General features: G+C 71.3%; 22 protein-coding genes and 1 pseudogene. 9 read left to right on the top strand and 14 right to left on the bottom strand.

The annotated features are described in order from the left end of the window. The 3 genes and pseudogenes from KBY81_RS12175 to KBY81_RS12165 form a co-directional block, all read left to right on the top strand. Positions 1 to 236: pseudogene (locus KBY81_RS12175) on the top strand (hypothetical protein); the annotation flags it as partial. Continuing rightward, complete coding sequence (locus KBY81_RS12170) at positions 233 to 823, top strand: hypothetical protein (RefSeq protein ID WP_106219986.1); 591 nt, start codon at positions 233 to 235, stop codon at positions 821 to 823. The pseudogene KBY81_RS12175 and the gene KBY81_RS12170, both read left to right, overlap by 4 nt. 79 nt (positions 824 to 902) lie before the next feature. Further along, on the top strand, positions 903 to 1,175 hold the full coding sequence (locus KBY81_RS12165) for a hypothetical protein (RefSeq protein ID WP_106219987.1): 273 nt from the start codon (positions 903 to 905) through the stop codon (positions 1,173 to 1,175). A gap of 11 nt (positions 1,176 to 1,186) precedes the next feature. Here KBY81_RS12165 and KBY81_RS12160 read toward each other — a convergent pair whose 3' ends face one another. The 3 genes from KBY81_RS12160 to rpmG all read right to left on the bottom strand — a co-directional run bounded on the left by KBY81_RS12160 (position 1,187) and on the right by rpmG (position 3,733). Beyond that, positions 1,187 to 3,226, bottom strand: coding sequence for a ribonuclease catalytic domain-containing protein (locus KBY81_RS12160; protein WP_254976614.1), 2,040 nt, complete (start codon positions 3,224 to 3,226; stop codon positions 1,187 to 1,189). 1 nt (position 3,227) lies between these two features. Further along, positions 3,228 to 3,449 (bottom strand): 30S ribosomal protein S18, encoded by a 222-nt coding sequence (rpsR, locus tag KBY81_RS12155; RefSeq protein ID WP_006041316.1) that lies wholly within the window; start codon positions 3,447 to 3,449, stop codon positions 3,228 to 3,230. 89 nt (positions 3,450 to 3,538) lie between these two features. After that, positions 3,539 to 3,733 (bottom strand): 50S ribosomal protein L33, encoded by a 195-nt coding sequence (gene rpmG, locus KBY81_RS12150; RefSeq protein ID WP_254971327.1) that lies wholly within the window; start codon positions 3,731 to 3,733, stop codon positions 3,539 to 3,541. Between the two features lie 112 nt (positions 3,734 to 3,845). On the opposite strand from rpmG, the gene pheT reads away from it, so the two are divergent. Continuing rightward, positions 3,846 to 6,302, top strand: coding sequence for a phenylalanine--tRNA ligase subunit beta (gene pheT / locus KBY81_RS12145; RefSeq protein ID WP_254976613.1), 2,457 nt, complete (start codon positions 3,846 to 3,848; stop codon positions 6,300 to 6,302). On the opposite strand, the gene rlmD is transcribed toward pheT, so the two are convergent. After that, complete coding sequence (gene rlmD / locus KBY81_RS12140; protein WP_254976612.1) at positions 6,299 to 7,669, bottom strand: 23S rRNA (uracil(1939)-C(5))-methyltransferase RlmD; 1,371 nt, start codon at positions 7,667 to 7,669, stop codon at positions 6,299 to 6,301. The genes pheT and rlmD overlap by 4 nt on opposite strands. Positions 7,670 to 7,791: 122 nt before the next feature. On the opposite strand from rlmD, the gene KBY81_RS12135 reads away from it, so the two are divergent. Further along, positions 7,792 to 8,286, top strand: a complete 495-nt coding sequence (locus KBY81_RS12135) for an allophycocyanin subunit alpha-B (RefSeq protein WP_106219991.1) — start codon at positions 7,792 to 7,794, stop codon at positions 8,284 to 8,286. A gap of 990 nt (positions 8,287 to 9,276) precedes the next feature. Here KBY81_RS12135 and KBY81_RS12130 read toward each other — a convergent pair. Both KBY81_RS12130 and KBY81_RS12125 read right to left on the bottom strand, forming a co-directional pair. After that, positions 9,277 to 10,353, bottom strand: coding sequence for a J domain-containing protein (locus KBY81_RS12130; protein WP_254976611.1), 1,077 nt, complete (start codon positions 10,351 to 10,353; stop codon positions 9,277 to 9,279). Positions 10,354 to 10,398: 45 nt separating this feature from the next. Continuing rightward, entirely contained in the window at positions 10,399 to 12,057 is a 1,659-nt protein-coding gene (locus KBY81_RS12125; RefSeq protein ID WP_396103681.1) for a DUF3370 family protein, read from the bottom strand. A 143-nt stretch (positions 12,058 to 12,200) separates the two neighbouring features. Between KBY81_RS12125 and KBY81_RS12120 the strand changes: the two genes are divergently transcribed. Continuing rightward, positions 12,201 to 12,392, top strand: coding sequence for a sigma factor SigF (locus tag KBY81_RS12120; RefSeq protein ID WP_106219994.1), 192 nt, complete (start codon positions 12,201 to 12,203; stop codon positions 12,390 to 12,392). Here the strand turns inward: KBY81_RS12120 and KBY81_RS12115 are convergent. The 4 genes from KBY81_RS12115 to KBY81_RS12100 all read right to left on the bottom strand — a co-directional run bounded on the left by KBY81_RS12115 (position 12,340) and on the right by KBY81_RS12100 (position 16,145). Next, a complete protein-coding gene (locus tag KBY81_RS12115) occupies positions 12,340 to 13,104 on the bottom strand; it encodes a sigma-70 family RNA polymerase sigma factor (protein WP_254976610.1) in 765 nt (254 codons plus the stop codon). The two genes, KBY81_RS12120 and KBY81_RS12115, sit on opposite strands and share 53 nt — an antisense overlap. Positions 13,105 to 13,249: 145 nt before the next feature. After that, positions 13,250 to 14,080: a DUF4922 domain-containing protein gene (locus KBY81_RS12110; protein ID WP_254976609.1), complete on the bottom strand. Its 831-nt coding sequence runs from the start codon at positions 14,078 to 14,080 to the stop codon at positions 13,250 to 13,252. After that, positions 14,070 to 15,119, bottom strand: a complete 1,050-nt coding sequence (locus KBY81_RS12105) for a SpoIID/LytB domain-containing protein (RefSeq protein ID WP_219903918.1) — start codon at positions 15,117 to 15,119, stop codon at positions 14,070 to 14,072. The genes KBY81_RS12110 and KBY81_RS12105 overlap by 11 nt, the downstream gene beginning before the upstream one ends. Before the next feature lie 105 nt (positions 15,120 to 15,224). Further along, on the bottom strand, positions 15,225 to 16,145 hold the full coding sequence (locus tag KBY81_RS12100) for an NAD(P)H-dependent glycerol-3-phosphate dehydrogenase (protein WP_106219997.1): 921 nt from the start codon (positions 16,143 to 16,145) through the stop codon (positions 15,225 to 15,227). 27 nt (positions 16,146 to 16,172) lie between these two features. Between KBY81_RS12100 and KBY81_RS12095 the strand changes: the two genes are divergently transcribed. After that, positions 16,173 to 16,937: an SDR family NAD(P)-dependent oxidoreductase gene (locus tag KBY81_RS12095; protein ID WP_254976608.1), complete on the top strand. Its 765-nt coding sequence runs from the start codon at positions 16,173 to 16,175 to the stop codon at positions 16,935 to 16,937. A gap of 22 nt (positions 16,938 to 16,959) precedes the next feature. Here KBY81_RS12095 and KBY81_RS12090 read toward each other — a convergent pair whose 3' ends face one another. Then, positions 16,960 to 17,346: a DUF2237 family protein gene (locus tag KBY81_RS12090; RefSeq protein ID WP_106219999.1), complete on the bottom strand. Its 387-nt coding sequence runs from the start codon at positions 17,344 to 17,346 to the stop codon at positions 16,960 to 16,962. A 116-nt stretch (positions 17,347 to 17,462) separates the two neighbouring features. On the opposite strand from KBY81_RS12090, the gene KBY81_RS12085 reads away from it, so the two are divergent. Next, on the top strand, positions 17,463 to 17,690 hold the full coding sequence (locus KBY81_RS12085) for a hypothetical protein (RefSeq protein WP_106220000.1): 228 nt from the start codon (positions 17,463 to 17,465) through the stop codon (positions 17,688 to 17,690). A gap of 47 nt (positions 17,691 to 17,737) precedes the next feature. On the opposite strand, the gene KBY81_RS12080 is transcribed toward KBY81_RS12085, so the two are convergent. The 3 genes from KBY81_RS12080 to KBY81_RS12070 all read right to left on the bottom strand — a co-directional run bounded on the left by KBY81_RS12080 (position 17,738) and on the right by KBY81_RS12070 (position 22,702). Then, complete coding sequence (locus KBY81_RS12080; protein WP_106220001.1) at positions 17,738 to 18,010, bottom strand: DUF4090 family protein; 273 nt, start codon at positions 18,008 to 18,010, stop codon at positions 17,738 to 17,740. A gap of 67 nt (positions 18,011 to 18,077) precedes the next feature. Further along, on the bottom strand, positions 18,078 to 21,785 hold the full coding sequence (gene metH, locus KBY81_RS12075) for a methionine synthase (protein ID WP_254976607.1): 3,708 nt from the start codon (positions 21,783 to 21,785) through the stop codon (positions 18,078 to 18,080). Beyond that, positions 21,785 to 22,702, bottom strand: coding sequence for a branched-chain amino acid transaminase (locus KBY81_RS12070; protein WP_094584571.1), 918 nt, complete (start codon positions 22,700 to 22,702; stop codon positions 21,785 to 21,787). The genes metH and KBY81_RS12070 overlap by 1 nt, the downstream gene beginning before the upstream one ends. 53 nt (positions 22,703 to 22,755) lie before the next feature. Between KBY81_RS12070 and cobN the strand changes: the two genes are divergently transcribed. Continuing rightward, positions 22,756 to 25,244, top strand: a 2,489-nt coding sequence (cobN, locus tag KBY81_RS12065) for a cobaltochelatase subunit CobN (protein WP_254976606.1), incomplete at its 3' end; no start/stop codon positions are given.

The following is a 25,244-nucleotide window of genomic DNA, read 5'->3' as shown; positions in this document are numbered from 1 at the left end:
CGGCGGGCTGGGCACCGCCGCCGGAGCCCGGCGAGCGCCTCTGGCGGGGCGAGCTGGTGCCCGATGGGGAGGGCGGCTACGTGCTCCACGGCGAGGCGGGATCCTGGCCGCTGATCACCCTGGAGCCGGCCTTGCAGCAATGGCTGCTGGGCCTCGAACGTCCCACCCCGGCGGCCCTGATCGGCTGCGCCAACCCCTGGGGCCCCTGGCTGCGGGTGTCGCGGCTGGTGCCGTGAAGCTGCTGCTCAGCGGCGCCGCCATCGCCCTCACCTTCGCCGCCTTCCTCCCCTACATCCGCTCCATCCGGGCCGGCCGCACCCGCCCCCATGTGTTCTCCTGGCTGATCTGGGGGGTCACCACCCTGCTGGTGTTCCTGGCCACGTGGGCCGGCGGCGGCGGGGTCGGGGCCTGGCCCACCGGGGTGTCGGCCCTGATCACCTTCTCCATCGCCTGGCTGGCCCATACCCATGGCGCCGACCGGGCCATCACCACCAGCGACTGGCTGTTTCTGGCCGGCGCCGCCTCGGCCCTTCCCTTCTGGTTCCTCACCGCCGATCCGCTCGGGGCGGTGGTGGTGCTCACTCTGGTGGACCTGCTGGGTTTCGGCCCCACCCTGCGGCGGGCCTACGGCCACCCCCACCAGGAGCGGATCGGCTTTTTTGCCCTGTTCGTGCTGCGCAACCTGCTGGTGCTCCTCTCCCTGGAGCGGCTGACACTCACCACGGCCCTGTTCCCGGCGGCGGTGGGCCTGGCCTGCGTGGGGGTGGTGCTGCTGCTGCTCTGGCGGCGGCGGCGCCTGCGACGGACGGGCCAGCCGGCCTGAGGTCGGCCAGGATGGGCGGGATCAGCGCCGTTGCCCCATCGTGTCCGCCAACCCAGGATCCGCTCTCCGCTCCCTGCCCGTGCTGCTCCCCTTGGTGGGCTCCGCCCTGCTGCTGGCCGCGCTGCCAGGCCGGGCCCAGGGCCTCAACAACATGCGCGACCAGCTGATCATCCACTACTGCACCCTGGCGGTGAACGCCGACTTCGCCAAGGCGGGCAAGCCGGTGCCGGCGGGCCTGGCCAAGGACACCTGCACCTGCGTGGCCCAGCAGGTGAACGCCCGGGCGACGATTCCCCAGGCCGAGACCATCTGCAAGCAGCAGGCGATGGGCAAGTACAACCTCAGTCCCTGAGGCCGCCAGGGTCAGCCCGCGGCCGTGAAGCGCAGCAGGTCCCGCAGGGAATCCACCTGCTGCAGCCGCATTAGCAGGGCGTCGCCGGGGCCGGGATCGCCATGGCACTCGGCGGCCAGATCCATGGCCAGATCCGGCAGGTGCACCAGGCCGAGCCGGTCCTGGGGGCGCAGCCAGCGCAGGAACAGCCCCGGCCACTGGTGCTGCTCCTGGGCCTCGAACCACACCTGCTGCCAGTGGCGCTGGTCCTCCCGGGCGATCTGCAGCCCTTGGCGGAGGGCCCCCTCCAGCTCGCTCAGCAGCGCCGCCAGCTCCGCCTCCTCCAGCACCGGCAGCCCCTGCCGGTGGGCCAGCAGCTGGCGCTGCACCAGCAGGTCGTTGTAACGCCGGATCGGGGAGGTGGCCTGCACGTAGCAGGGCAGGCCCAGGGAGAAGTGGGGGGCGGGCGTGGTGCCCAGGTGGCCACGGCTGAGGCAGCGCTTGATGGCCGCATGGCGCACCGGTCCGGCCGGCAGGCTCGCCAGTTCCGCCTCAGGGGGCAGCTCGGCCGCCAGCTGGCTGCGGTAGGGCAGGGCCAGGCCCTGCTCCTGCCCGTGATGAGCGATCACGGCCCCGGCCAGGATCATCGCCTCGGCCACCAGGGTGCGCGAGGGCGAGGGTTCGGTGATCTCCAGCTGGGCCCCCTCGGCGTCGCAGCGGATCCGGCCCTCGGGCTGGTCCAGATCGAGGGCCCCCCGGGCCAGGCGCCAGCGCCGCCGCCGCTCCATCAGGGCGTGGATCGCTTCGAGGTAGCGCTCCTGGGGCGGGGCCAGCTCGATCAGTTCATCGGCATCGCCGTAACTCAGCCGATAGGCGGGTCGCACCCAGCTGGACTCCAGCCCATGGGCGGCCACGGCGCCGTCCTCGTCCAGCTCCACCCACAGGCTCAGGGCCGCGCTGCGCTGGCCCATGCGCAGGCTCATCGGGCCGGTGCTGAGCACCTCGGGGAACATCGGCAGCGGCCCCCGGGCCAGGTAGAGGCTGCTGGCCCGGCGCCGGGCTTCGATGTCGAGGGGGCTGTCCGGCGTCACCAGCCGGCCCGGGTCGGCGATGTGGATCCACAGCCGTGGTGTGCCGTCGGGACCGGGCTCCAGCGAGAGGCCGTCGTCGATGTCGCGGGTGTCCGCATCGTCGATGGTGACGGTGTGCAGGCCGGTGAGGTCGCGGCGGCGCTCGTCTCCGGGCAGGTCGGTGCCAGCCAGGGCCACCAGGCGGCGGGCCTCCTCCTCCAGCTCATCGGAGAAGCCCGCCTGCCAGGTGGTGTTCTCCAGGGAGGGGAGGTGGTGCCGCTCCCACTGGCCCAGGTCCACCAGCAGGTGCCGGATCGGCGCCGACTCCATGGCGCAGTGGGCCGCCTGCAGGGCGCGGTGCAGGTCGTCCGGCAGGGGACGGCTGGTGTCGCCGCTGGCCCACTCCCGCAGCAGGGCCAGGTGCTGGCGCTGCTCGGCATCGAGCTGCTGGGGATCGATCGGGCGGCGCTGGCGCAGGGCGTCCTGCCACTGGCGGCGCCGCTGTTCGGCCAGGTGCTGGCGGCGGGCGTCCCGCCGCAGTCGCCGCACATCCACCAGCGGCCGGGCCTCCACCTGCTGCTGGCGCCAGCGGAACAGGGTCTGGGGACCTTGCAGCCACAGCCAGCAGGCGGCCCGCTGGACCGGGTCGCCGCCGTCGCCGATCAGATCGACGAAGTCCCCCAGCTCCAGGGACAACGGGTCGTCCTGCAGCAACAGCCAGGCGGCCCCCAGCTCCCGGGGGCGGGGGGCGGCCTGCTGCAACGTCTCCGCGCTCAGCCCCCAGGGGGGCTGGGACAGGCGTGAGGGTGGTGATTGATCGCCAGGAAGAGCGGCCAGCAGATCGAGCTGCCGCACCCCGCGCTGGACGGCCTTGGCCTCGAAACCCACCTTGAGATCGAGGCGTGTGCCTTTCTCGGCCACAACGACCGCCAGCAGGCTGCGGCTGTCGTCGTGGAGGCCGACCAGGTCACCCGCCGTGAACCGACGCGAGGCGGAAGGCAACTCAGCCTTCGGGGTTCACGAAGGGCAGCAGGGCCACGATCCGGGCCCGCTTGACGGCATTGGTGAGGTCGCGCTGCTGCTTGGCCGTCAGGCCGGTGAGGCGACGGGGCAGGATCTTGCCGCGCTCGGTGATGAACTTCTTGAGCAGATCGACGTCCTTGTAGTCGATCGGATCACCGGGCTTGATCGGCGAGAGGCGCTTCTTGAAGAAGGAACTGGACATGGGAACGGAGGAAAGGAACGAAAGGAGGGAACTGCCGCTGCAGAGGCCGCGGGACGATCAGAAGCTGGGATTCCGCAGGGAATCCGGCCTCACTTGATCTCCTTGTGGATGGTGGAGGCGTTGCAGTGGGGGCAGAACTTCTTGAGTTCAATCCGTTCGGTGGTGTTGCGGCGGTTCTTCTGGGTCGTGTAACGGGACACGCCAGGGGACCGCTTGGCGGGGTTGGACCGGCATTCGGTGCACTCGAGGGTGATCACCAGCCGGACGCCCTTGTTCTTGGCCATGGAAGGACGTTGCGCCGCGGATGCGTTGCAGAGAGACGATCCTGCACCTTACCTCCCGATGGGGAGGGCCCTGATCGCTTCCTAATGTGGGCGGCTGCTGTGCACCCCTCCGATGCTGGTTTCGCTCCAATGGCTCCGGGAGCTGGTCAGCGTGGAACCGGCCGCTCTCGAGCCGGGGCATCTGGCGGAGCGCCTCTCGATGGCCGGCTTCGAGGTGGAGGCCATCGAAGATCTGGCGGCCCGGGCGGCCGGTGTGGTGGTGGGCCATGTGCTGCAGCGTGATCCCCACCCCAACGCCGACAAACTCAGCGTCTGCCGGGTGGATGTGGGGGATGGCGAGCCCCTGCAGATCGTCTGCGGTGCGCCGAATGTGCGCCAGGGTCTGCACGTGCCCGTGGCCCTGGTGGGCAGCACCCTGCCGGCGGTGGGGCTCACCATCAAGCCCGCCGAACTGCGGGGGGTGGCCAGCAGCGGCATGATCTGCTCCCTGCGGGAGCTGGGTCTCGACGACGGCAGCGATGGCATCGCCGAGCTCGACCGGATCCTGGACACCCTGCCCCCCCTTGGCACGGCGGTGGGCCCCCTGCTGGGCCTGGATGACCAGGTGCTGGAGCTGGCGATCACCGCCAACCGCCCCGATGGCCTGTCGATGCGGGGCATCGCCCGCGAGGTGGCGGCCCTCAGCGGCGGCAGCACCACCTTCCCCGCGGCGGCTCCAGCCGTGGCGGCCGAGCCCCTGGCGGCTGTCCCTGCGGCCCTGGAGGCGATGGAGGCGGGGGGGCTGTTCAGCCTCACGGCCCTCAGCGGGCTGACGGTGGGCCCCTCCCCCGACTGGCTGCGCCAGCGGCTGGAGCGGGCCGGTGTGCGCCCCATCAACAACGTCGTCGACATCACCAACCTGGTGATGCTGGAAACGGGCCAGCCCCTGCATGCCTTCGACCGCGACCGCCTGGGGGCCCTCACGGGCGACGTGCCCGCGCCGGCCAGCATCGGCCTGCGTCAGGGCCGCAGCGCTGAGGCCTTCGTCGCCCTCGACGGCCAGGAGCGCACCCTGAGCGAGGAGGCCCTGGTGGTCACCTGCGCTGACAAGCCCATCGCCCTGGCCGGGGTCATGGGGGGCCTCGAAGAGGCCGTCAGCGAAGCCACCACCGCCATCTGGCTGGAGGCGGCGGTGTTCGCCCCCCAGGCGGTGCGCCGCTCCGCCCGCAGCGTCGGCCTGCGCACCGAGGCCAGCAGCCGCTTCGAGAAAGGGGTGCCGCGGGAGATCACCCTGGCCGCCGCCGACCGGGCCGTGGCCCTGCTGCAGGAGCTGGCCGGAGCCCGGGTGGAGGGGCGCTGGCTGCACCAGCGGCCCCCGTCCCCCCAGCCGGCCCTGCCCCTGCGCCGCGACGCCCTCCACAACCTGCTGGGGCCGGTGCTGGTGGAGGGCGAGCCCCAGGATCTGGACGACGAACGCATCACCGCCACCCTCGAAGCCCTCGGCTGCGTCCTTGAGGAGGACGAAGACGGCTGGCAGGTGCGGGTGCCGCCCGAGCGGGCCATGGACCTCAAACGGGAGGTGGACCTGATCGAGGAGGTGGCCCGGCTGGTGGGCTACGACCACTTCGCCGCCCACCTGCCCGACCCCCTGATCCCCGGCGGCCTCGAGCCGGCCCAGCAGCTGGAGCGACGCCTGCGCCGCAGCCTCTGCGCCGCCGGCCTGCAGGAGATCGTCTCCCTGTCGCTGGTGGCGGCGGCCCCGGGCCGGCTGCCCCTGGCCAATCCGCTCCTGGCCGACTACGGCCACCTGCGCGACAATCTGCACCAGGAGCTGCTCCAGGCCGCCCGCCGCAACCTGCAGGCCTCCCTCGGGGGCTTCTGGGGCTTCGAGATCGGCCGGGTGTTCCCGGGTGGTGGGGCCAGCGGCGAGGAGCGCCATGGGGAACGCACCCTGCTGGTGGGGGTGATCGCCGGGGAGCGGCGCGCCGAACGCTGGCGCAGCTCCGGCAAGCCCGCCCCCCCGGACTACTTCCAGGCCCGCGGCGTGCTCCAGGCCGGTCTGGAACCCCTGCGCCTGCCCCTGGAGGACCGCCCCCTGACGGATGGCCCCCTGCTGCACCCCGGCCGCGCCGCCCAGCTGCTGGTGGAGGGCAGGCCCGCCGGCTGGTTCGGCCAGCTCCACCCGGCCGAGGCCGAGCTCCTCGACCTGCCGGCCGCCACCTACGTGTTCCAGCTGGAGCTGGAACCCCTGCTCAGCGCCGGCACCCGCCGCAACCGCTGGCAGCCCAGCTTCCGCCCCTACCCCACGGTGCCGGCCTCGGAGCGCGATCTGGCCCTGGTGGTGCCCACCGACACCACGGCGGCGGACCTGCTGGCGGCGATCCGCAAGGCGGGCAAGCCGTTGCTGGAGCAGGCGGAGCTGATCGACCGCTACGAAGGGGCCCAGGTGGAGGCCGGCCGCTGCAGCCAGGCCTTCCGCCTCCGCTACCGCGACAGCGCCCGCACCCTCACCGACGAGGAGGTGGAGGCGGCCCACGGGCGGGTGCGCGACGCCCTCGAACGCCGCTTCGGCGCCGAACAGCGCCGCTAGAGACGCTCCAGGGCCGCCAGGGCTTCCACGTGGCTGGTGTTGGGGAAGAAGTCCACGGGCTGCACCCAGTTCAGCCGGTAGACCCCAGAGCCGCAGAGCTGGGCCAGGTCGCGGGCCAGGGCCGCCGGATCGCAGCTCACGTAGGCGATCCGCTCCGGTTGCGCCGCCAGGATCGCGGCGATGGCGATCGGGTTCAGACCCTTGCGGGGGGGATCCAGCACCAGGGCCTGCTGGTCCTGGAGGCGCTCCTCCAGGACCTGGGGCACATCGGCCTGCTCGAAGCTGGCCCGATCCTCCAGCCCGTTGGCGCCGGCATTCACCTGGGCCATGGCCACGGCGCCCGGGTGCAGCTCCAGGCCACTGACCTGCCAGCCGGCGGCGGCCAGGGGCAGGCTGTAGGTGCCGATGCCGCAGTAGGCATCAAGCAGGGAACCGCCGGCGGGAGCCGGGCCGAGGGCTTCGATCAGATGGGGAACCAGCCGTTCGGCCTGGTGGGTGTTGACCTGGAAGAAGGTGTCGGCGGCGATGCGGAAGCGCAGGCCGGCGAAGCGTTCCTGGACCCATTCCCGGCCGCGGATCACCCGGGTCTCGTCGCCCATCAGCCGATTGGTGGGCCTGGGCTGGAGGTTCAGGCAGACCCCCACCAGCTCGGGCCAGCGTTCGCACCAGGCGTCGGCCAGGGCTTCGAGGCCTGGCAGGTCGTCATGGCTGCTGATCAGGGTGATGAGCAGCTCACCGGTGGCTGCCCCCACCCGCAGGCCCAGGTGCCGCAGGCCGGGACCCTCCACGGCCTGGGGGTCGTTGCCGTGGCGGTCGATCGGCCAGTCACTGGCTTCGATGTCGGCTTTCAGGGGGGCGATCAGGGCGTCGATGCGCGGATCGAGCACCGGGCAGCGGGCCATGTTGACGATCTGGTGCGAGCCGCGGCGGTAGTAGCCGGCCCGCAGCCGGCCATCGGCCCGGCGCTCCAGCGGAATCAGGGCGCGGTTGCGGTAGCCCAGGGTCGGAGCGGCCACCAGCAGCGGCCGCACCGGGGCGCTCAGGCCGCCGATGCGCTGCAGGGTCTGCTCCAGGGTGCGCTGCTTCCAGGCCGCCTGGGCCCCGTCCGTCAGCGGCTGGAGGCTGCAGCCACCGCAGTTGTCGGCCAGGATGCAGGGGGGCCGGCGCCGGTCCGGAGAGGGCGTCAGCACCCGCAGCAGCTGGCCCACCAGATGGCGCCGCGCCACCGCCTGCAGCCGCACCTGCACGGTGTCCCCGGGCAGGGCGCCGCTGACGAACACCACCTGCCCGTCGTGGCGCCCCACCCCCTGCCCGTCATGGCCCAGGTCGGTGATCTCCAGCTCGAGCCTGTCGCCCACCGAGGCCATCGGTCGTCCGCCGCACTGCTGCGACCCTATCGGGGGTCGTGCAAAGGGGCGTTACACCTTGCGCCCGGAGCCCTGGCGGAGGCTTCGGGCTCGATAGGATTCGCCGGACTGTGGTCGCTGCTATGAGCGTCGTTCGCGATCTGATCCTCCAGGCCGATGATCAGCTCCGCTATCCCACCGGCGGCGAGTTGCGCACGATGGTGGAATTCCTCAGCGGCGGAGCCCGCCGGCTGAGTGTCGTCAGGGTGCTGACCGACAACGAGAAGAAGATCATCGCCGAAGCCTCCAAGCAGCTGTTCCTGCGCAAGCCGGAGTACGTGGCCCCCGGTGGCAATGCCTTTGGCCAGAAACAACGGGCCCAGTGCCTGCGGGACTACAGCTGGTATCTGCGGCTGGTCACCTACGGAATCCTGGCCGGCAGCACCGAGCTGATCCAGCAGATCGGCGTGGTGGGTGCCCGCGAGATGTACAACAGCCTGGGTGTGCCCCTGCCCGGGATGGTCGAGGCCATGCGCACCCTCAAGGAGGCGGCCCTGGTGTTGCTCGGTGGCGACGAAGCCGCCCTCGCCGGTCCCTACTTCGACTACCTGATCCAGGGGCTGCAGACCTCCACCTGAATCGGTCCGTCAGTCTCATTCGGGTCCAGGCGCTGGTCTGACGATGGATCCAGTTTGAGATGCTCAAGCAGCATCAGCCTCCCACCCCGTCACCGACGTGACGGGGTTTTTTGTGGGGACGCCCGCGATGGAGCCGATGGTCCGCCTAAGACGCATCAAGGACGTCTGTGGGCCGGCGGAGCCACGCCATGGCTCTCAGATAAGACCCAGTACTAGTCCAGAGCCGAGGCCCGAACCAGCCAGTTGCGACGCCAGGAACGGCGCTGGCGCCGGTTCCTTGATGGCTGGGCCATTCGCGGTGCAGGTGCCGACGGCATTCCATCGCGGCTGGGCGACGACCTGCTCGAAAGGGAGTCCGCCCCAGCGCGCGGGAGGCAGGTCCGACGACAGTTCCGCAGTCGTCCCAGCCGGGTCTCGTGTCGGGTCCAGGAGCAACTCTCGCCCGAGACTCTTGGTGCACAGGGTGCATGGTTCGGGGTGCAGGGTCCTGCATGCGGATGGATGACCCCTTGGGGATGGCTCTCCCCCTGGGGTTTGAGCAGCTTCTGAGGCGAGCGACGGCCTCGGGCCTTGATTCAGTCTGCGTATCTGTGTCAAAGACAGATACGCAGAGATTTGAAAGCCAGCTGGGATCTGCCTTATCAGCTTCTGTCCAATCCATGGACAGAACGACGGTCCTCCACTCGCAACCCCTGGACATCCCCCGGCTTCGCTGCCAGATGGGCGTCGAGCGCCCATGGCGTCGATGGGGACGTCCCCATTGGTGGTGACAGCTCAAATCGACGAAAAAAGTGGTATCGCCGTACCCATCCGGGTCCAGCTGTGGGACCAGCAAATAGTCTCATCGGCGCCGTCTGGGACTGGGGCGTGCCCGGCAGCCAAACCCATCAGTCCGCCCGTCGCCTCTGTGTCGCATGGCTAGACCAGAAAGGGGTCCCAGATGGGACTGCCGGTCCACTGGCTAGGGGTCCGGCCGTTCGCCTCGGCGGGTCAGCGCTCGTTCGCGGCCCCCTGCCGGTAGAGCTCCTTGAGCAGCTGGTAGGCCTCGTTGAGGCGCCGCATCGCCTCCACCGAGCCGCCGGCATCGGGATGGTGGCTCTGGGCCATCTCCCGGTACGCCTCGCGGATCTGGGCCAGGGTCAGGCGCTGGCCGGGATCGGTCGGCAACTGCAGCAGCCGCAGGGCCCCGTGCAGGGTCATGGTGTGCTCCAGGGTCTGGAAGGAGGTGCCCCGGCGACGGCGGCGGAAACGGTGCACGAAGCGGCGGATCAGGGTGGGAATACGCAGGCTCAGGGTCGATCCACTGAACGGGTCCTCCAGCACGCCGGCGGTCACCATCACCCGCTCGAACGTCGGCGGTCCATCGCTCCAGCCGGGAACGAACTGCTGCATCACCTGGCAGGCCGCCGACCAGGTGAAGCTGCGGCCCTCGCTCTGGTCGGACTGGGGCCAGATCTCCTGGCCCAGCCAGAGCATGGCCGCCTCCAGCACCGCCGCCCCGGCCGGCGATCCATAGAGCGTGCGCCAGTGGTTGCCGGCCTCCTCCATCGCCTGCTGCACCACCTCGCTGCCGAGGGGCGGCAGGGGGGTCAGGGGCAGGGGCGCGGCAGCCTGCGACACCGTCGGCCGCAGACTGCGCTTGAGCACATCGGAGCGGCGCCGCACGAAGCCGGGCAGATCGATCCCCCCACCCGATGGCTGGGGGCGCGGGGCCTGCTCCTGCGGAGCCTCCCACTGGAATTCCGCCTGCAGGGTGTCCATCGCCCCCCGTCCCACCAGCACCAGGGCCCCCTGTTCCTCCAGGTCCTGCCGCTCCTCGTCGTGGTGCGGGCGCGACCGGCCCTCCAGCGCCAGGCCATGGCCCCCTCCGCCATCACCCTCACGATCCCCCTCGCCCTCGCCATCCCCGTCGTCGTCGGAGCCGAACAGGTCATCCAGCAGCCGTTCGAGCACATCGCCCCGGCTGCGGATGCCCCACTCCCGCCGCAGATGGTCCAGGTGGGCCACCAGCTCCCGGGTGAGGTCGAGGCTGATCCGTTGGCGCCCGTCATTCGACTTCTCAGCCACGGCAGCCCTCCATCGGTGCTGGGATCGCGGGCATCGGACGGCTGGTCAGGGTCCCCGCTGGTCCCGCAGGAACTGCTGCTGGGCCTCCACGGCCTCGCGGTAGCGATCCACCAGCGTCCCGCCGCCGGCGGCGGTGCCCGAGCGGCTGCGCATCGGCGTGATCATCGGGGACGGGGCCAGCACGCCGCGGTTGGAGGAGGGCAGCGGCGGCGGCGGGGTCAGCCAGCCCGGGGCCGGTGCCGGGCGGAGGATCTGGGACGGCGGCACCAGGGGTCCGGTGCCACCGGTGGGTGCCGGGGCGATCGTGGCGGCGGGCGGCACGATGGTGACCGCCGGAGGGGCGACCGGCGGCGGGGCCGGGCGGACGGTGGCCCCGGCCCGGGCCAGCTCCAGCTGCCGCTCCCGCTCCTGGACCATGGCCAGCTGGCTGGCGCTCACCACGCTCAGCAGGTGGCCGGGGGTGGCATCGGCCGGGTAGACGAGGCTGACCCGTACGGGGTTGACGACCCCGGGGGTCAGGTCGATCTGGCCCAGGGAGAGGCTCTGCCCGGAGCGCAGACCCACATGCACCTCCCGCATGCCGGCGGGGGTCTGGATCTGGATTGAACCGCGGAAGGCCGTGAACGGCTGGCCGCCGATGAGGGTGGGGTGGCTCATCACCAGCTCATAGGGGCCGTTGCCCTTGAGATTCAGGTCGACGTCGAAGCGAACCCCATAGGTGCCGACGTTGTCGAGGGACGAATCGACCATGCGGCTGGCCAGGGCGTTGACCTGCACGTCGCGGGTGCCGAAATGGTGCCGGTCGGTGCTGGTGAAGGGCACGTGCAGCGGCCCCTTGACGTCGAGGTCGTGGGTGATCGAGGCCTGGTAGGCATCGCCGAGGGCCACGCCGCCCACGCGGGAGAAGATCCGCCGGTTGTGGATGTCGTTGATCCGACTGAGATACACCCGGCCGGGGGCCAGGCGGCCCTCATCCAGCACTGCCAGCACGTCCCTGTCGGAATCGGGAGTCTTGGCGGCCACCACGGCGATCTGGAAGGGGCCGTCGCTGCGGCCGCGCAGCAGGGCGTTGGCGATGCCGAGGGCGGGGAGATCGGTCTGGAACAGCACGATGCGGCTGCGGGCCGGAATCGTGATCTCATCGGTCAGACGGCTGTCCAGCCGACCGCGCAGCATCTGGACGGCGGTGGCATCACCGGGGCCGGTGTTCCAGGGACGGGGACCCAGGGGCTTGACCCCCATCAGATTGTTGGCGAGGTAAGGGGCCTCGAAGCTGTTCCGCACCGCCCCCTTGGAGAAGCGGATGTGGACAGGACGCTGGCCCGGATTGATCAGGATGGCCGCCAGGGTCAGTTCCGCCCGTCGCGTGCCAGGGGCGATCGAGCGGCGGTTGGGGGGGAAGTACTTGTGGTGCAGGTGCATGCCGAATTCCCCGTTGAAGGTGTATTCGGCATTGCGCAGGGGTTGCCCGGTCTCGGCGGCGTAGGCATAGCCGGGCGCGGTGTTGATCAGGATCCCCGGCCCCTCGACCTCCTCGGGCTGGTTGGAGTGCAGCACCGGCACGTTGTTGAAGGTGCCGTTCAGCGGTCGGGCCTTCTGACCCGCCATCAGGGCCACGTAGGCGTGGGCGGGCTGCGCCAGCACGAGGCCCAGACCCAGCGTCAGCCAGACACCGATGGGACCAATGGGGGAAACTGATCTCAAATTGCGACAGGCTGGTGGTGTGGGTTGCCAGAGGACGGTAAGGCGGGATGCGACCGTCCCAACCGATGGGGGGTGCGAGGACCTGGGCAGCCCCGGATGGAACGACGGGCTCGCTAGAACGGACCCACTCTGCAGATTTTGTCATGATTCCTCCCTTCGGGTACTGCTCCGGGTCGGAGTCCGGAGCCAGCGCCCTGCGGCGGTATCAGGAACGCAAGCTGCGCCTGCTGAGCTTCTGGCGCGATGGCATCGAGCGCCAGCTGGCCGCGATGAACGCCGCCATCAGCACCCTGGAGCAGCAGATGCACCGCGATCAGGCCGATCACCAGGGGTGAGTCCGCGGGCGTCCAGCTCCCGCCGCAGCTGCTCCAGCCCTTTGTGCAGCAGGCGTTTCACCGTCATCGGGCTGACGTCCATCTGGCGCCCGAGGCGGCGGTAGCTCCAGCCCGCCAGAACCACCTGGCGCACCACCAGCTGGGTGCGGGCATCGAGAAGCCCCAGCAGCATCGCCGCCGACGGTCCCGGTTCCTCCTGGCGGCAGGGCTCGCCGGCCGTCTGGGAGGCCACGGCCTCCACCAGGCAGGGATCATCCAGGTTGGCGGGCCTGGCCAGCAGCCGCTGCAGCTCCAGCCGTTGCCACTCCGCCGGGGTGACGCCCAGGGTGCCGCTGAGCAGGGTGATCCCCCCGCCGGGATCCGCCAGCAGGATGGGGTGGCGGCTGAGTCGGTTGAACCGTTCCTGCAGTTCCGCCTGGCGCCGCGGCAGTCGCACCATCGGGGCCGCATCCCGCAGGTAGTGGAGGATGGCCCCCCGGATGTGGGGCCTGGCGAAGGCCTCGAACGGGGTGCGGCGGTCATCGTTGAACAGTTCGGCGGCCCGGATCAGCCCCAGCAGCCCCACCTGGAGCAGGTCTTCGAAGGATTCCCGGCTGCACCGGGCGTAGTGCAGCGCCAGGGGGCGGACCACGGCCCGGTACTGCTCCACCCGCCGGTTGCGGCGGGCGGCGGCGGCGGGAAGGGTCTGGCGGCAGGAGGGGGAAGGGGCCATGGTCGTGGGGCCTGGACGTCGGCGATGTCGGGACAAGCGGGGCGTGCCGTGGCGCCGATGACGGCTGGCGGTGCGCTCCTTTTCCAGAGAGGGCCAGGGGGCACGAAACGCACAACCGTGAAACCACGGAAGTTTGCCGTCGGCTTCAGGACCGCGGGGCGGCCACGTCCTCCAGCAGGGCCCAGGGACCGTGCCGTTCCAGCCAGCCCCTGTCGGAGCCTTCGGTTATCAGCAGGAAGCCGGCGAAGCCCAGGGCATTGACGCTGAAGCCGGCCCCGTGCTCCCGTATCCGGCGCACGGTCAGGAACCAGTCGTCGTCGAACAGCAGGTTGTAGGGGTGCAGGGGCTCGCTGTCGCGGCCCGGCTCCCCCAGCTCCAGATCCCTGGCATGGGCGTGGTACAGATCCGCCAGATCGGACCCGCCCAGGGGATCGCTGCGCCGGCTGAGGCGGTAGGCCCAGCACCAGGCGGGCGTCCCCGTCTCGAGCTGCTCCAGGAACAGCGGCGCCAGGGGGCAGCTGGGCTCACCGGGGCGGCGTGGCAGCAGCTGCAGATGGCGATGGGGCTGGCTGGCGCCGGAGCGGGCGCCGCTGTTGAAGAACCACAGCCCGCCGGTGTCCCGGCCCACCTCCGCCACCGCCTGCCAGTCGCAGGCCTCGATCCAGCCGGCCTGGGGGCGCCAGTCCCGGGTGATCACCAGCAGGTGCGCCTCCTGCACCGGGTACTTGTTCAACAGCAGCACGTGGGCAGGCTCGAGCAGCTCCACCTGCAGGGGCCGGTCCCAGGGCAGGAAGGGATTGGGCCGGGGCCCCCCCTGGCGCAGGTGCCGGGGCGTGGAGGAGAGCAGCTCGCGGACGACGAAGGGCTCGATGCCGGGGACCGGTAGGAGGCGCGTATCGAGGGGCACCAGAGCCCCCTGGCGCCGGGCCCGTTCCGTCACCTCAAGGGCCCGCTGCCAATGGCGCTCAGCTCGCACCGGCCTGCAGTCGGGCCAGGGAGGCGCCCCGGTAGTAGCGCCCGAGGATCTCGTTGTACCGGAGTCCCTGCTCCGCCAGATCCTGGGCACCGTGCTGGCTCATGCTGGCCCCCAGGTGACCGTGGGCCTCCTGGGTGATGCGGTTGGTGGCCGCGTAGAGGCTTTCGACGATGCCCCCCTGGTAGCTGAGGATCACCCCGGAGGTGCTGGCGGTGGCCTGGCGGGTGCGGGCGGTGACGCTGCCCAGGCCCCGGTAGGCCTGCCAGCGGGTGGTGTCGCCCAGGTGCCAGTGGGCACTGGCCGGACGGGCCATGTGGGCCATGGCGTAGGACCGGGCCGCCACGGCCTGGGCCTTGAGGGCCTCCATGTTCCAGCTGCTGGGCATTTCGGCGCCCACCACCGAGCTGATGTAGCGCTCCAGGGAAACGTGGTTCACCAGCTGGAGGCCCTGGGATCCGCGCAGCACCCTCAGGCGGCCTTCGTAGGGACGCCCGTCCACCTGCAGGACGTGGTCGGACCCTGTCTCCAACCAGACCTCGGCCCGCCCGGCCATGGCCGCCGCCAGGTCGGGGGCGTCAGCGGCACCTCCCTCCTGGACGGGGCGCCCGTCCCGGTCGACCAGCCGCCAGTAGCCGGTGGCACCGAGCCGGGGGGAGGGGGAGGCGCCCAGCAGGGCCACCCGGATTTCGAGGGGGACCTCCGCGCCGGCCTCCGGCTCCACCAGGGCCGGGTCGGGATCGCTCAGGCTGGTGCGCTGGGCCTGCAGGGACGCCGCCGCCAGCAGATCACCGTCCGGAGCACCGCTGGCCCCGGTGTCCGCCTGGGAGACCTCCCGGGGCTGGGCGATCAGGGCCTCCAGGAGGTCGGGATCGGAGCGGGAGGCCCCCGCCGGGATCAGTTCCTGGGCAGCGAAACCGGCCCCCACCGCCACGATGGCCAGGGGGGCGGTGAGCAGGATCGGGTGGCGGCGACACCCCTGCAGGAGTCGCCGGCCGGTGGCGCGGAAAGCGGCGATGGCGGCCGTGACGTGCCGGCTCACGGCGGAGATCCACAAAGGGGTCCATGGATCATGCCGGAGAATCCGTCTCCGTCGCCGCCCCGCGCAGGACGGTCGCCCCATTGCACAGCGCCCCAGCCCTGTCGTTCAGGCGGCCGCTTCGGCCCGCAGGTCGCGCTGCATCAGCTCCTGCACGGCCTGGCGGGCCTCCAGCTCGCCCGCCAGCAGGCGCACCACCTGCCCGCAGATGGGCAGTTGCCAGCCCTCCCGCACCGCCAGGGCGAGGGTGGCCCGGGCGGTGCGGGGCCCCTCCACGGTGGCGCCGATCCTGGCCAGGGCGGTGGCTTCATCGCAGCCCTCGGCCAGCAGGCTGCCGAAGCGGTAATTGCGGCTGAGGCTGCTGTTGGCCGTGGCCAGCAGGTCCCCCAGGCCGGCCAGGCCGTAGAGCGTGGTGGGCTGGCCGCCGAGGGCCTGGAGCACGACGGCGATCTCCGCCAGACCCCGGCAGAGCAGGGAGGCCTTGGCGTTCGCCCCCAGGCCCAGGCCGTCACTGATGCCGGCGGCCAGGGCGATCACGTTCTTGAGGGCCCCCGCCGCCTCGGTGCCGATCGGATCGGCGTTCGTGTACAGCCGCAGGTGCGGGGTCCGCAACTGCTCCTGCAGCCGGCGGGCCAGTGCCGGGTCGTCGCTGCTGAGCACGCTCGCGGCGGGCAGGCCCCGCTCGAGCTCCTCGGCCAGATTCGGGCCGCTCAGCACCGCCAGCGGCAGCGCCGGCAGGTGGCGGCGCCAGAGCTGGCTGGCGGTGCAGAGGCTGTCGAGGTCGATGCCCTTGCTGCAGCTCAGCAGCGGCAGGCCCTGCGGCCAGTGCCCCCGCAGGCCCAGGCCCAGGGGGGTGACCCCCACCATCGACACGGCCACCACCACCAGATCGCAGTCCTGCAGCAGGGCCGCCGGGTCTCCCCCATCCCGCCGCGACCAGCTGCGGAGCTCATGCCCCTGGCGCTCCCAGAGCCGCAGCAACGTGCCGCCCCAGGCACCCCGACCCAGCACGGTGATGCGCAGACTCATGGACCGACGCGCGGGGCGGATCCCCGGATGGCCCTGCCATCATGCGCCATCCCCCTGCCCGCCATGACGACCGCCACCCACCCCTGCTGGCACGACTGGGAGGGCCAGGCCCTGATCGTGGGTCCGGGGGGCATCGGCCGGGCGCTGGCGGCCGAGCTGGCCCGGCGGGCGCCGGGACTGCGGATCCGCAGCGCCGGCCGCCGCGACGCGGACATCCGACTCGATCTGGCCGATGACGCCAGCCTGGCCGCGCTGGCCGCCTCTGCCGCCGACGCGCTCGCCCCCCTCCGGGTCGTGATCAACACCGCCGGGCTGCTGCACGACGGCCCCCTGCAACCGGAGAAGCGCCTCTCCCAGGTGAACCGCCAGGCCCTGGAGCGCAGTTTCGCCGTCAACGCCTTCGGGCCCCTGCTGCTCGCCCAGGCGGTCGAAGCCGCCCTGCCGCGCGACCGGCCGGTGCACTTCGCCAGCCTGTCGGCCCGGGTGGGCAGCATCGGCGACAACCGCCTCGGCGGCTGGTACGCCTACCGGGCCGCCAAGGCGGCCCAGAACCAGCTGTTGCGCACCCTGGCGATCGAATGGCAGCGCCGGCTCCCCCAGGCCTGCGTGACCCTGCTCCATCCCGGCACCACCGCCACCCCGCTCTCGGCCCCCTTCGGCCGCTCCGTGCCGCCCACGGCCCTGTTCAGCCCGGAGCGGGCCGCCGGCCACCTGCTTGATGTGCTGGAGGGCCAGACGCCCGCCGGCAGCGGCGCCTTCCTCGCCTGGGACGGCCAGCCGGTGCCCTGGTGAGGCAGCGGCTGGCGGGTGTCGCTCAGGCGGCGTGGCTCCGCAGGACGTCCAGGGGGATCACCTCCAGGGTGGAGAGGGCGGAGCTCTCCAGCCGCACGGGCGGGGCCATGCCGTCTTCGTAAGCCTCCAGCCAGCGGGCGGCGCAGACGCACCAGTGATCCCCGGGGCGGAGGCCGGGGAAGTTGTAGGCCGGCATCGGCGTCGACAGGTCGTTGCCCTGGGCGCGGCTGTAGGTGAGAAACGACTCGTTCACCACGCAGCAGACCGTGTGCCGGCCGAGATCACCGGGGTCGGCATGGCAGTAGCCGTCCCTGAACCATCCGGTGAGGGGCGCACAGCCACACTCCTGCAGCGGTTCTCCCAGCACGTTGCGGCTTTCGGCAGGGGGCTGCGGGGCGGAGGCGACCAAGGCCGGAGCGGTGCAGGAACGGGGAGAGTCTGACGGAGGACTGGCACAAATTGCCCCCAGGAGGTTGACGAATTCCGGGGGAGAGGGGTTAAAGGTCTTTCAGCACGACCCCCTTCATGAGCTGGGATTTCACCGAGGATGCGGCCTTCCTGGCCCTCTGCGACGCCTACAAGGAAAGCGGTGAGCCCTCCGCCATGGAGTTTCTGGCCCATGGCGAGGGTGCCTTCCATTTCCAGGAGCTCACCCAGAACGCCGCGGGGGAAGGCATCGACCTGAGCGACTCCGACGCCCTCGACACCTTCCAGCAGGACGTGATCGACAGCCTGGAGGAGCTCTGCAGCTGAGCTCCGCCTTCGCATGGGCCTTGGCCGCTTCCCCCCCCCGGCGGCCCTCAGCCGTAGAAGAAGGCGATCTCCTTGTCCTTGAGGCCCTCCCAGCCCGCTTCCCGCAGCCGCTGATCGAGGGTGAGCCGATCCATGTGTTTGGCGCCGGTGCGGACGATGCGGTTGCGCATCGACTTCTTTACGCCGCTGCGGGCCCGGCGGCTCTCCAGTTCCATGACTTCGCCGTAGAGGGCGAGCATGGCGGCCGGGATCGGGGAGCCGTCCAGATCCACTCCCGCCGCGATGGCGTCATCAACGCCGCCGGGTCCTGCGATGGCCATGGCCAGGGATGCGAAGGGTCAGCAAAGCCTGCCATGGCCGGTCCCCAGGAGGAGCCTGAGAAGGGCCTCAGGCGCTGAAGTACCGGGCCTGGCTGTGCAGGGCCACCAGGGCGGTGGTGCTCTGCTCCGGCTCCAGCTGGTCGCTTTCGTCCATCGTCAGGCCGATGCGGTCGGTGCCCAGCCAGGCGAGCTGCTGACGGGAGTCGGCCACGTTCGGGCAGGCGGGATAGCCGAAGGAGTAGCGGCTGCCCCGGTAGCGCTGGGCCAGCACGTCCCGCAGGGCCGTGGGCTCGTCGGCGGCGAATCCCATCTCCCGGCGGATGCGGGCATGGGTCCATTCGGCCAGGGCCTCCGCCATCTGGACCGCCAGGCCGTGGAAATAGAGGTAGTCGCTGTAGCGATCGGCCCGGAAGAGCTCCTGGGCGAAGCTGGTGGCCCCTTCGCCCATGGTGACGGCCTGCATCGGCAGCACGTCCGCCGGCCGCTGGCTGCCGTCGGGAGCCGTCTCCAGGTCGCGGTAGAAGTCGGCGATGCAGTAGCGGTTGCCGCTGCGCTGGCGCGGCAGGGCAAAGCGCCCCAGCTCGCCGCCGCCGCCGGTGGCCGGATCTCCGTCAGCCATCGCAGAAGGATCGAACACCACCAGCTCATTGCCGGTGCGGCCGCAGGGGAAGTAGCCGTAGGCCACCCGGGGGGTGAGCAGGCCCTCCTGGCGGCAGCGGCCGAGCCACTCCTGCAGCACCGGTTCCGCCTTCTCGGCGAGCATCGCCTCGTAGTCCTGTCGGCTCTGCTGCTGGGTCTTGCGCAGCTGCCACTGGCCGGCGAAGAGGGCGTTGCGATCCAGGTAGGCGAACACCTCGTCGAGGTCGATCCCGGCCTCGGTGAGCACCCGGGTGCCCCAGAAGGGGGGCGCGAGGGCCGGTTCGGCCGGCACCGCCGCGGAGCGTTCGTCGCTGGGGGCCGCCCCTGTCCCAGCTGGCTCCGCCTCATCCGTCCCGGGCTCGGCCGGCGCCGGAGCCGCTCCAGGCTCCACGGACGCCTCGACTGCATCGGCGGCCGCTGCCCCGGAGGCGGGCTCAGCCAGCCCCAGGCCCTCGGGAGCGCCGTCGAGGAAACCCTGGTGGTCGTCCCAGCGGCCGGCCGCCTTGGCCTCCATCAGGGCGTCCATGAAGCGCAGATCGGCGAAGGCGTCCCGGCCGTAGATCACCTGGCCCCGGTAGGCCGCTCGGCAGTCGCCGTTGACGAACCGCGGTGTCAGCGCCGCTCCGCCGAGGATGACGGGAACGGAGATGCCGACCTCGTTGAAGGTTTCGAGATTGTCCTTCATGAAGGCGGTGGACTTCACCAGCAGGCCGCTCATGGCGATGCAGTCGGCGCCGTGCTGCCGCTGGGCCTCGACGATCGCGTCGACGCTCTGCTTGATGCCCAGATTCACCACCTCATAGCCATTGTTGGTGAGGATGATGTCCACCAGGTTCTTGCCGATGTCGTGAACGTCCCCCTTGACGGTGGCGATCAGAAACTTGCCCTTGCTGCTGGATTCGCCCTCCTGCCGTTCCATGTGCGGTTCGAGGAAGGCCACGGCCGCCTTCATGGTTTCGGCGCTCTGCAGCACGAAGGGCAATTGCATCTGCCCGGAGCCGAACAGTTCGCCCACCACCTTCATGCCATCGAGCAGGAAGGTGTTGATGATCTTCAGGGGCGGATGTTCCGCCAGGGCCTCCTGCAGGGCGGGCTCCAGGCCGATGCGTTCGCCGTCGATGATGTGCTGCTTGAGCCGCTCCTCCAGGGGCAGGTTGGCCAGCGATGGCCCGGAGGCCCGGGCCTCCTTGGCGCTCACCCCCTCGAATTCGCTGGTCAGCAGGGTGAGGGGGTCGTGGACGCAGATGCCGTCCTCGAAACGACGCCGGTCGTGGATCAGATCGCGGCAGATCTGCTGATGTTCCTCGCTGATCTTCGCCAGGGGGAGGATCTTGGCCGGGCTGACGATTGCCGCATCCATGCCCGCGGCGCAGCAATCGTGCAGGAACACCGAATTGAGCACGATGCGGGCGGCCGGTGACAGCCCGAAACTGACGTTGCTGACCCCCAGCACCACATGGACGCCGGGAAGGTCCCGGCGGATCCGGCGGATCGCCTCGATCGTGGCGGCCGCGTTGGCCCGGTCCTCCTCGATGCCGGTGGAGATGGGCAGGGCGAGGGGGTCGTAGAAGATCTCATGGGCCGGCAGGCCGAATTCCAGGGCATCCCGGTAGGCCCGCTGGGCGATGGCGAACTTGCGCTCGGCGGTGCGGGCCATGCCCTCCTCGTCGATCGTGCCTACCACCACGCCGGCGCCATAGTCCCGGGCCAGTTCGAGCACCTTGAAGAAGCGCTCGTTGCCGTCCTCGTAGTTGGTGGAGTTGAGGATGCACTTGCCGCCGGCCACCTTGAGGCCGGCCTCCATCTTCTGCCACTCGGTGGAATCGAGCATCAGCGGCAGGTTGACGTTGGTGACCAGGCGGCTCACCAGATCGTGCATGTCCTTCACCCCGTCGCGCCCCACGTAGTCGACGTTCACATCGAGCACGTGGGCGTTCTCCTTCACCTGGCCCCGGGCCACCGCCACCAGGCCGTCCCAGTCCTCGGCGTTGAGCAGTTCGCGCACCTTCTTCGAGCCGCTGGCATTGAGCCGCTCGCCGATGATCAGGAAGGAGTTGTCCTGGAAGTAGGGGGTGACGCCATAGATCGAGGCCACCGCCGGCTCGTAGTGGAGCGGCGGCCTCTGCAGACGCTGCCGGGGCAGCCGCACCTCGCGGGGTGCCGGCTTCAGACCGGCGGCGAGATCCGCCAGGGCGCCGATGTGTGCCGGGGTGGTGCCGCAGCAGCCACCGATCACCTGCACCCCCAGATCCTCGACGAAATGCATCAGCTGCATCCGCATCTCGGTGGGGGTGAGCCGGTAGTGGGCCACGCCGCCGACGTTCTCCGGCAGCCCCGCGTTGGGGATGCAGCTCACCACAAACGGACTGTGCTGGCTGAGGTAGCGGATGTGCTCCTTCATCTGCTCCGGGCCGGTGGCGCAGTTGAGGCCGAGCACATCGATCGGGAACGGCTCCAGGATCGCCACGACGGCGGCGATGTCGGAACCCACCAACATGGTGCCGGTGGTCTCCATGGTCACCGAGACCATCAGGGGCCGCCGCTCCCCGGCGGCGCTGAAGGCCTCCTCGATGCCCTGCAGGGCCGCCTTGATCTGCAGCACGTCCTGGCAGGTCTCGACGATGAACAGGTCGACGTCACCGGCGATCAGGCCGGCGGCCTGCTCGCGGAACGAGGCCTTCATCGTGTCGAAGTCGATGTGGCCGAGGGTGGGCAGTTTGGTGGTGGGTCCCATCGAGCCGGCCACGAACCGGGGCTTCTCCGGCGTGCTGTAGGCGGCGGCCATCTCGCGGGCCAGTTCGGCGGCCCGGCGGTTGATGGCGAAGGCCTGGTCCTCCAGTCCGTACTCGGCCAGCACGATCGAGGCGGCCCCGAAGGTGTCGGTTTCGATCACGTCGCAACCCACCTCCAGGAACTGGCGATGCACCGCCTGGACCGCATCGGGCCGGGTGAAGACCAGGTTCTCGTTGCAGCCCTCCAGGGCCGCGCCACCGAAATCGGCTGCCGTCAGGTTCATCTCCTGCAGAGACGTGCCCGTGGCGCCGTCGAAGACGAGCACCGGCCGGGTGGGACCGTGCAGCCAGTCGAGAAAGCCGATGCGGTCGGTGGGGTGGTGGATGGCGGCGGTGACGACCATCAGGCGTCGATGCGGATGCGGGTGACCCAGTGGTCATAGGAGGGATCACGGCCCTCCGTGATCGCTGTCAGGCGGTCGCGCAGACGCTCCATCACCGGGCGGTGGCTGGAGAGGTCGGTGGACTCGATCCGGCGCACCGGGGTGACCCGGGCGGCGGTGCCGCTGAGGAACACCTCGTCGGCGATCATCAGTTCGGTCTTGTCGACGGCCCGCTCGAGCACGGGGATGTCCATCGAGCGGGCCAGCTCCATGATGCTGGCCCGGGTGATGCCCTCGAGGATGTCCTGATCGACGCCCGGGGTGATCAGCACGCCGTCCCGGACGATGAACAGGTTCATGCCGCTGGCCTCGCTCACCTTGCCGCGGCTGTTGAGCAGCAGGGCCTCGTCGAAGCCGCTCTTGACGGCCTCCGTCTTGGCCAGGGAGCTGGTGATGTAGGCGCCGCTGATCTTGCCCCTCAGGGGCAGGGAGCGGTCCTCCTGGCGGCACCAGCTGCTGATCCGGCAGCTCACCCCCTCGGGGGAGAGATAGTCGCCCATCTCGATGCCGTAGATGAGGAAGTCCGTCTGGATGTTGTGCAGCCGCGGGGCGATGCCCAGGTCGCTGGTGTACACGAAAGGCCGCAGGTAGATCGGGCAGGTGGGCCGGTTGGCCTGCAGAAAGGCGTGGATGGCGTTGTGGATCGTCTCCTCCGGCAGTTCCGTCAGCAGCAGCCGGGCGCTCTGGCTGAGGCGGCGGGCATGGCGATCGGCGCGGAACAGCAGGATCTCGTTGTTGTCGGCGGGGTTGGGGAGGGCCCGCATGCCGCCGAAGGCGCCCGTGCCGTAATGCAGCGCATGGGTGGCCACCGAGAGGGTGGCCTCGGCGAAGGGGACGCATTGTCCGCCGAACCAGGCATAGGGCAGGAACTGGTGCATGGAAGGCGGTGGCGACGATGCGATCTTCTCATCGCGTTCGGCAGGATGGGGCCATGCATCGACTCGCGTCCATCGCCGGGGACAGGACGGAGGACGACGGCGGCCTCTTCGTGGAGCAGCCAGCGGCGCCGGTGGTGCTGCTCAGCAGCGCCGACACGGATCTGCTGGCGGTGGCTCAGCTGCTCGCGGCCGAACCGGAGCTGCTGCCCGGGGAGCTGCGGGCCCTGAACCTCTCGGCCCTGCAGCACCCGGCGGTGATCGATCACTACGTGGCCACCAGCCTGGCCAGCACCCGGCTGGTGGTGGTGCGGCTGCTGGGGGGAAGGGGCCACTGGAGCTACGGGCTGGAGTGCCTGCGGCAGTGGGCCGCCGCCGCACAGGAGCGCCAGCTGCTGGTGCTGGCCGGCACCGCCGAGGAGGAGCGGGCCCTGGCCTGCCTCGGCAACCTCGACGGTCCGCTGGCGTCGGCCTGTGCGGCCTGCCTGCGGGAGGGGGGGGCGGCCAACCTGCGCCTGCTGCTGCGGACCTTGGCCGGCCTGCTGGCCGGCGAATCACCCGAGCCCCCATGGCCCGTCCCGGCCGCCGATCCCCTCCCCCACGACTGGCGTGACGAGCCCGGCTCCCGGGTGGGGGTGATCCTCTACCGGGCCCTCTGGCAGGCGGGGGATCTGGCCCTGATGGAGGCGCTGCTGGAGGCCCTGCGCGCCCGGGGGCTGGCGCCGCGGGCCCTGTGGGTGAGCAGCCTGCGGGATGGGGCCGTGCAGCGGGGGGTGGGCGATCTGCTGGCCCGGGAGGGGGCGGAGGCGGTGCTCTGCGGCACGGGTTTCGCCTCGGTGTCGTTCGAGGAGGCGGGGCTGGGGGCGCCCCTGTGGGAACGGCTGGGGGTGCCGGTGCTGCAGGTGCTCTGCAGCGGCCGCAGCCGCGACGCCTGGCGCTCCAGCAGCATCGGCCTGGCCCCCCTGGACCTCAGCCTCCAGGTGGCCCTGCCGGAGCTGGACGGGCGCCTCACCACCCGGGTGGGGGCCTTCAAGGAATGGAGCGCCACCAGCGACAGCCTGGCCACGGCCCTGCACCGCTACGTGCCCGACCGGGAGCGCCTCGACTGGATCGCCCGCCTCACCGCCGCCTGGATCGACCTGCGCCGCACCCCGGCCGCCGGGCGCCGCGTGGCCCTGGTGCTGGCCAACTACCCCAACCGCAACAGTCGCCTGGCCAACGGCGTCGGTCTCGACACCCCGGCCAGCGCCGCCCTGATGCTGGGCTGGCTGGCGGAGGCCGGCTACGACCTGGGGGCGGCCGTGGATCTGCCGAACGACGGCGATGTCCTCATCCACCGGCTGCTGGAGGGCCGCAGCAACGATCCGGAGAGCGGCCACCGTCCCCCCCTGGACCACCTGCCCCTCGCCACCTACCAGGCCTGGTATGCCACCCTGCCGCCGGAGGGCCGCCAGCGGCTGGAGGCGGTCTGGGGGCCGCCCGAGGCCGACGCGGGCCTGGAGCCGGCGGTGCTGGCCGACGGGGTCATGGGCCCGGCCTTCCCGGTGCGCGGGCTGCGGTTCGGCCGGGTGCTGCTGCTGATCCAGCCCGAGCGCGGCTACGACCGGGATCCCAGCCTCAGCTACCACAGCCCTGATCTGCCCCCCACCCACGCCTACCTGGCCCAGTACCTCTGGCTGCGCCAGGGCTTCGGCGCCCAGGCGGTGGTGCACGTGGGCAAGCACGGCAACCTGGAATGGCTGCCCGGCAAGGGGCTGGGGCTGTCCCAGGACTGCTTCCCCGAGTGGGCCCTCGGCCCCCTGCCGCACCTCTATCCGTTCATCGTCAACGACCCGGGCGAGGGCAGCCAGGCCAAGCGCCGTGCCCAGGCCGTGATCCTCGACCACCTGACCCCGCCCCTGGGTCGGGCCGGGCTGCACGGCGATCTGCAGGGCCTCGAAGCCCTGCTGGATGAGTACTGGGAGGCGCGCCAGCTGGGCAGCGCCCGGGCGCCGCTGCTGCGGGAGCGCCTGGGCCAGCGGCTGCTGGAGCTGCAGCTGCCCGCCACGGCCCAACCGGATCTGGACGGCCAGCTGGAGGCGGCTGACGGCTACCTCTGCGAGCTCAAGGAGGCCCAGATCCGCCTCGGCCTGCACACCTTCGGCACCCTGCCGGCGCCGGCCAGGCTGGCGGAACTGCTGCTGTGCCTGGCGCGGGCGCCCCAGGCGGGGGTGCCGGGTCTCACCCAGGCCCTGGCCCTCGATCTGGGCCTGGATCTGGACCCCTGGTCCGATCCGGAGGAGGCGCCCCTCTCCGCTGCCGACCGCTGCCGCCTCACCGCCCTCCGGGGGAGCGGCCCCCGGCTGCGCCATGCCGGCGACGGGGTGGCCCTGCTGGAGGCCTGCGCCCTGGGGCTGGTGGAGGCGGAGCTGGGCGGAGCCCCCGGGAGAGCGGCGGTGGCGCCGGAGACGCCCGTGGTGCCTGGGGTGCCCGTTGTGCCGGGGTCGGCCACCGAACGGGCGCTGGGGCACCTGCGCCGGGCCCTGCTGCCGCCCCTGCTGGCCTG

The organism is Cyanobium sp. Lug-B (genome assembly GCF_024345635.1).
Classification (GTDB): domain Bacteria; phylum Cyanobacteriota; class Cyanobacteriia; order PCC-6307; family Cyanobiaceae; genus Cyanobium; species Cyanobium minutissimum.
Note: the sequence above shows the minus strand (reverse complement) of the source record. Positions and strands in the feature narration are given on the sequence as shown.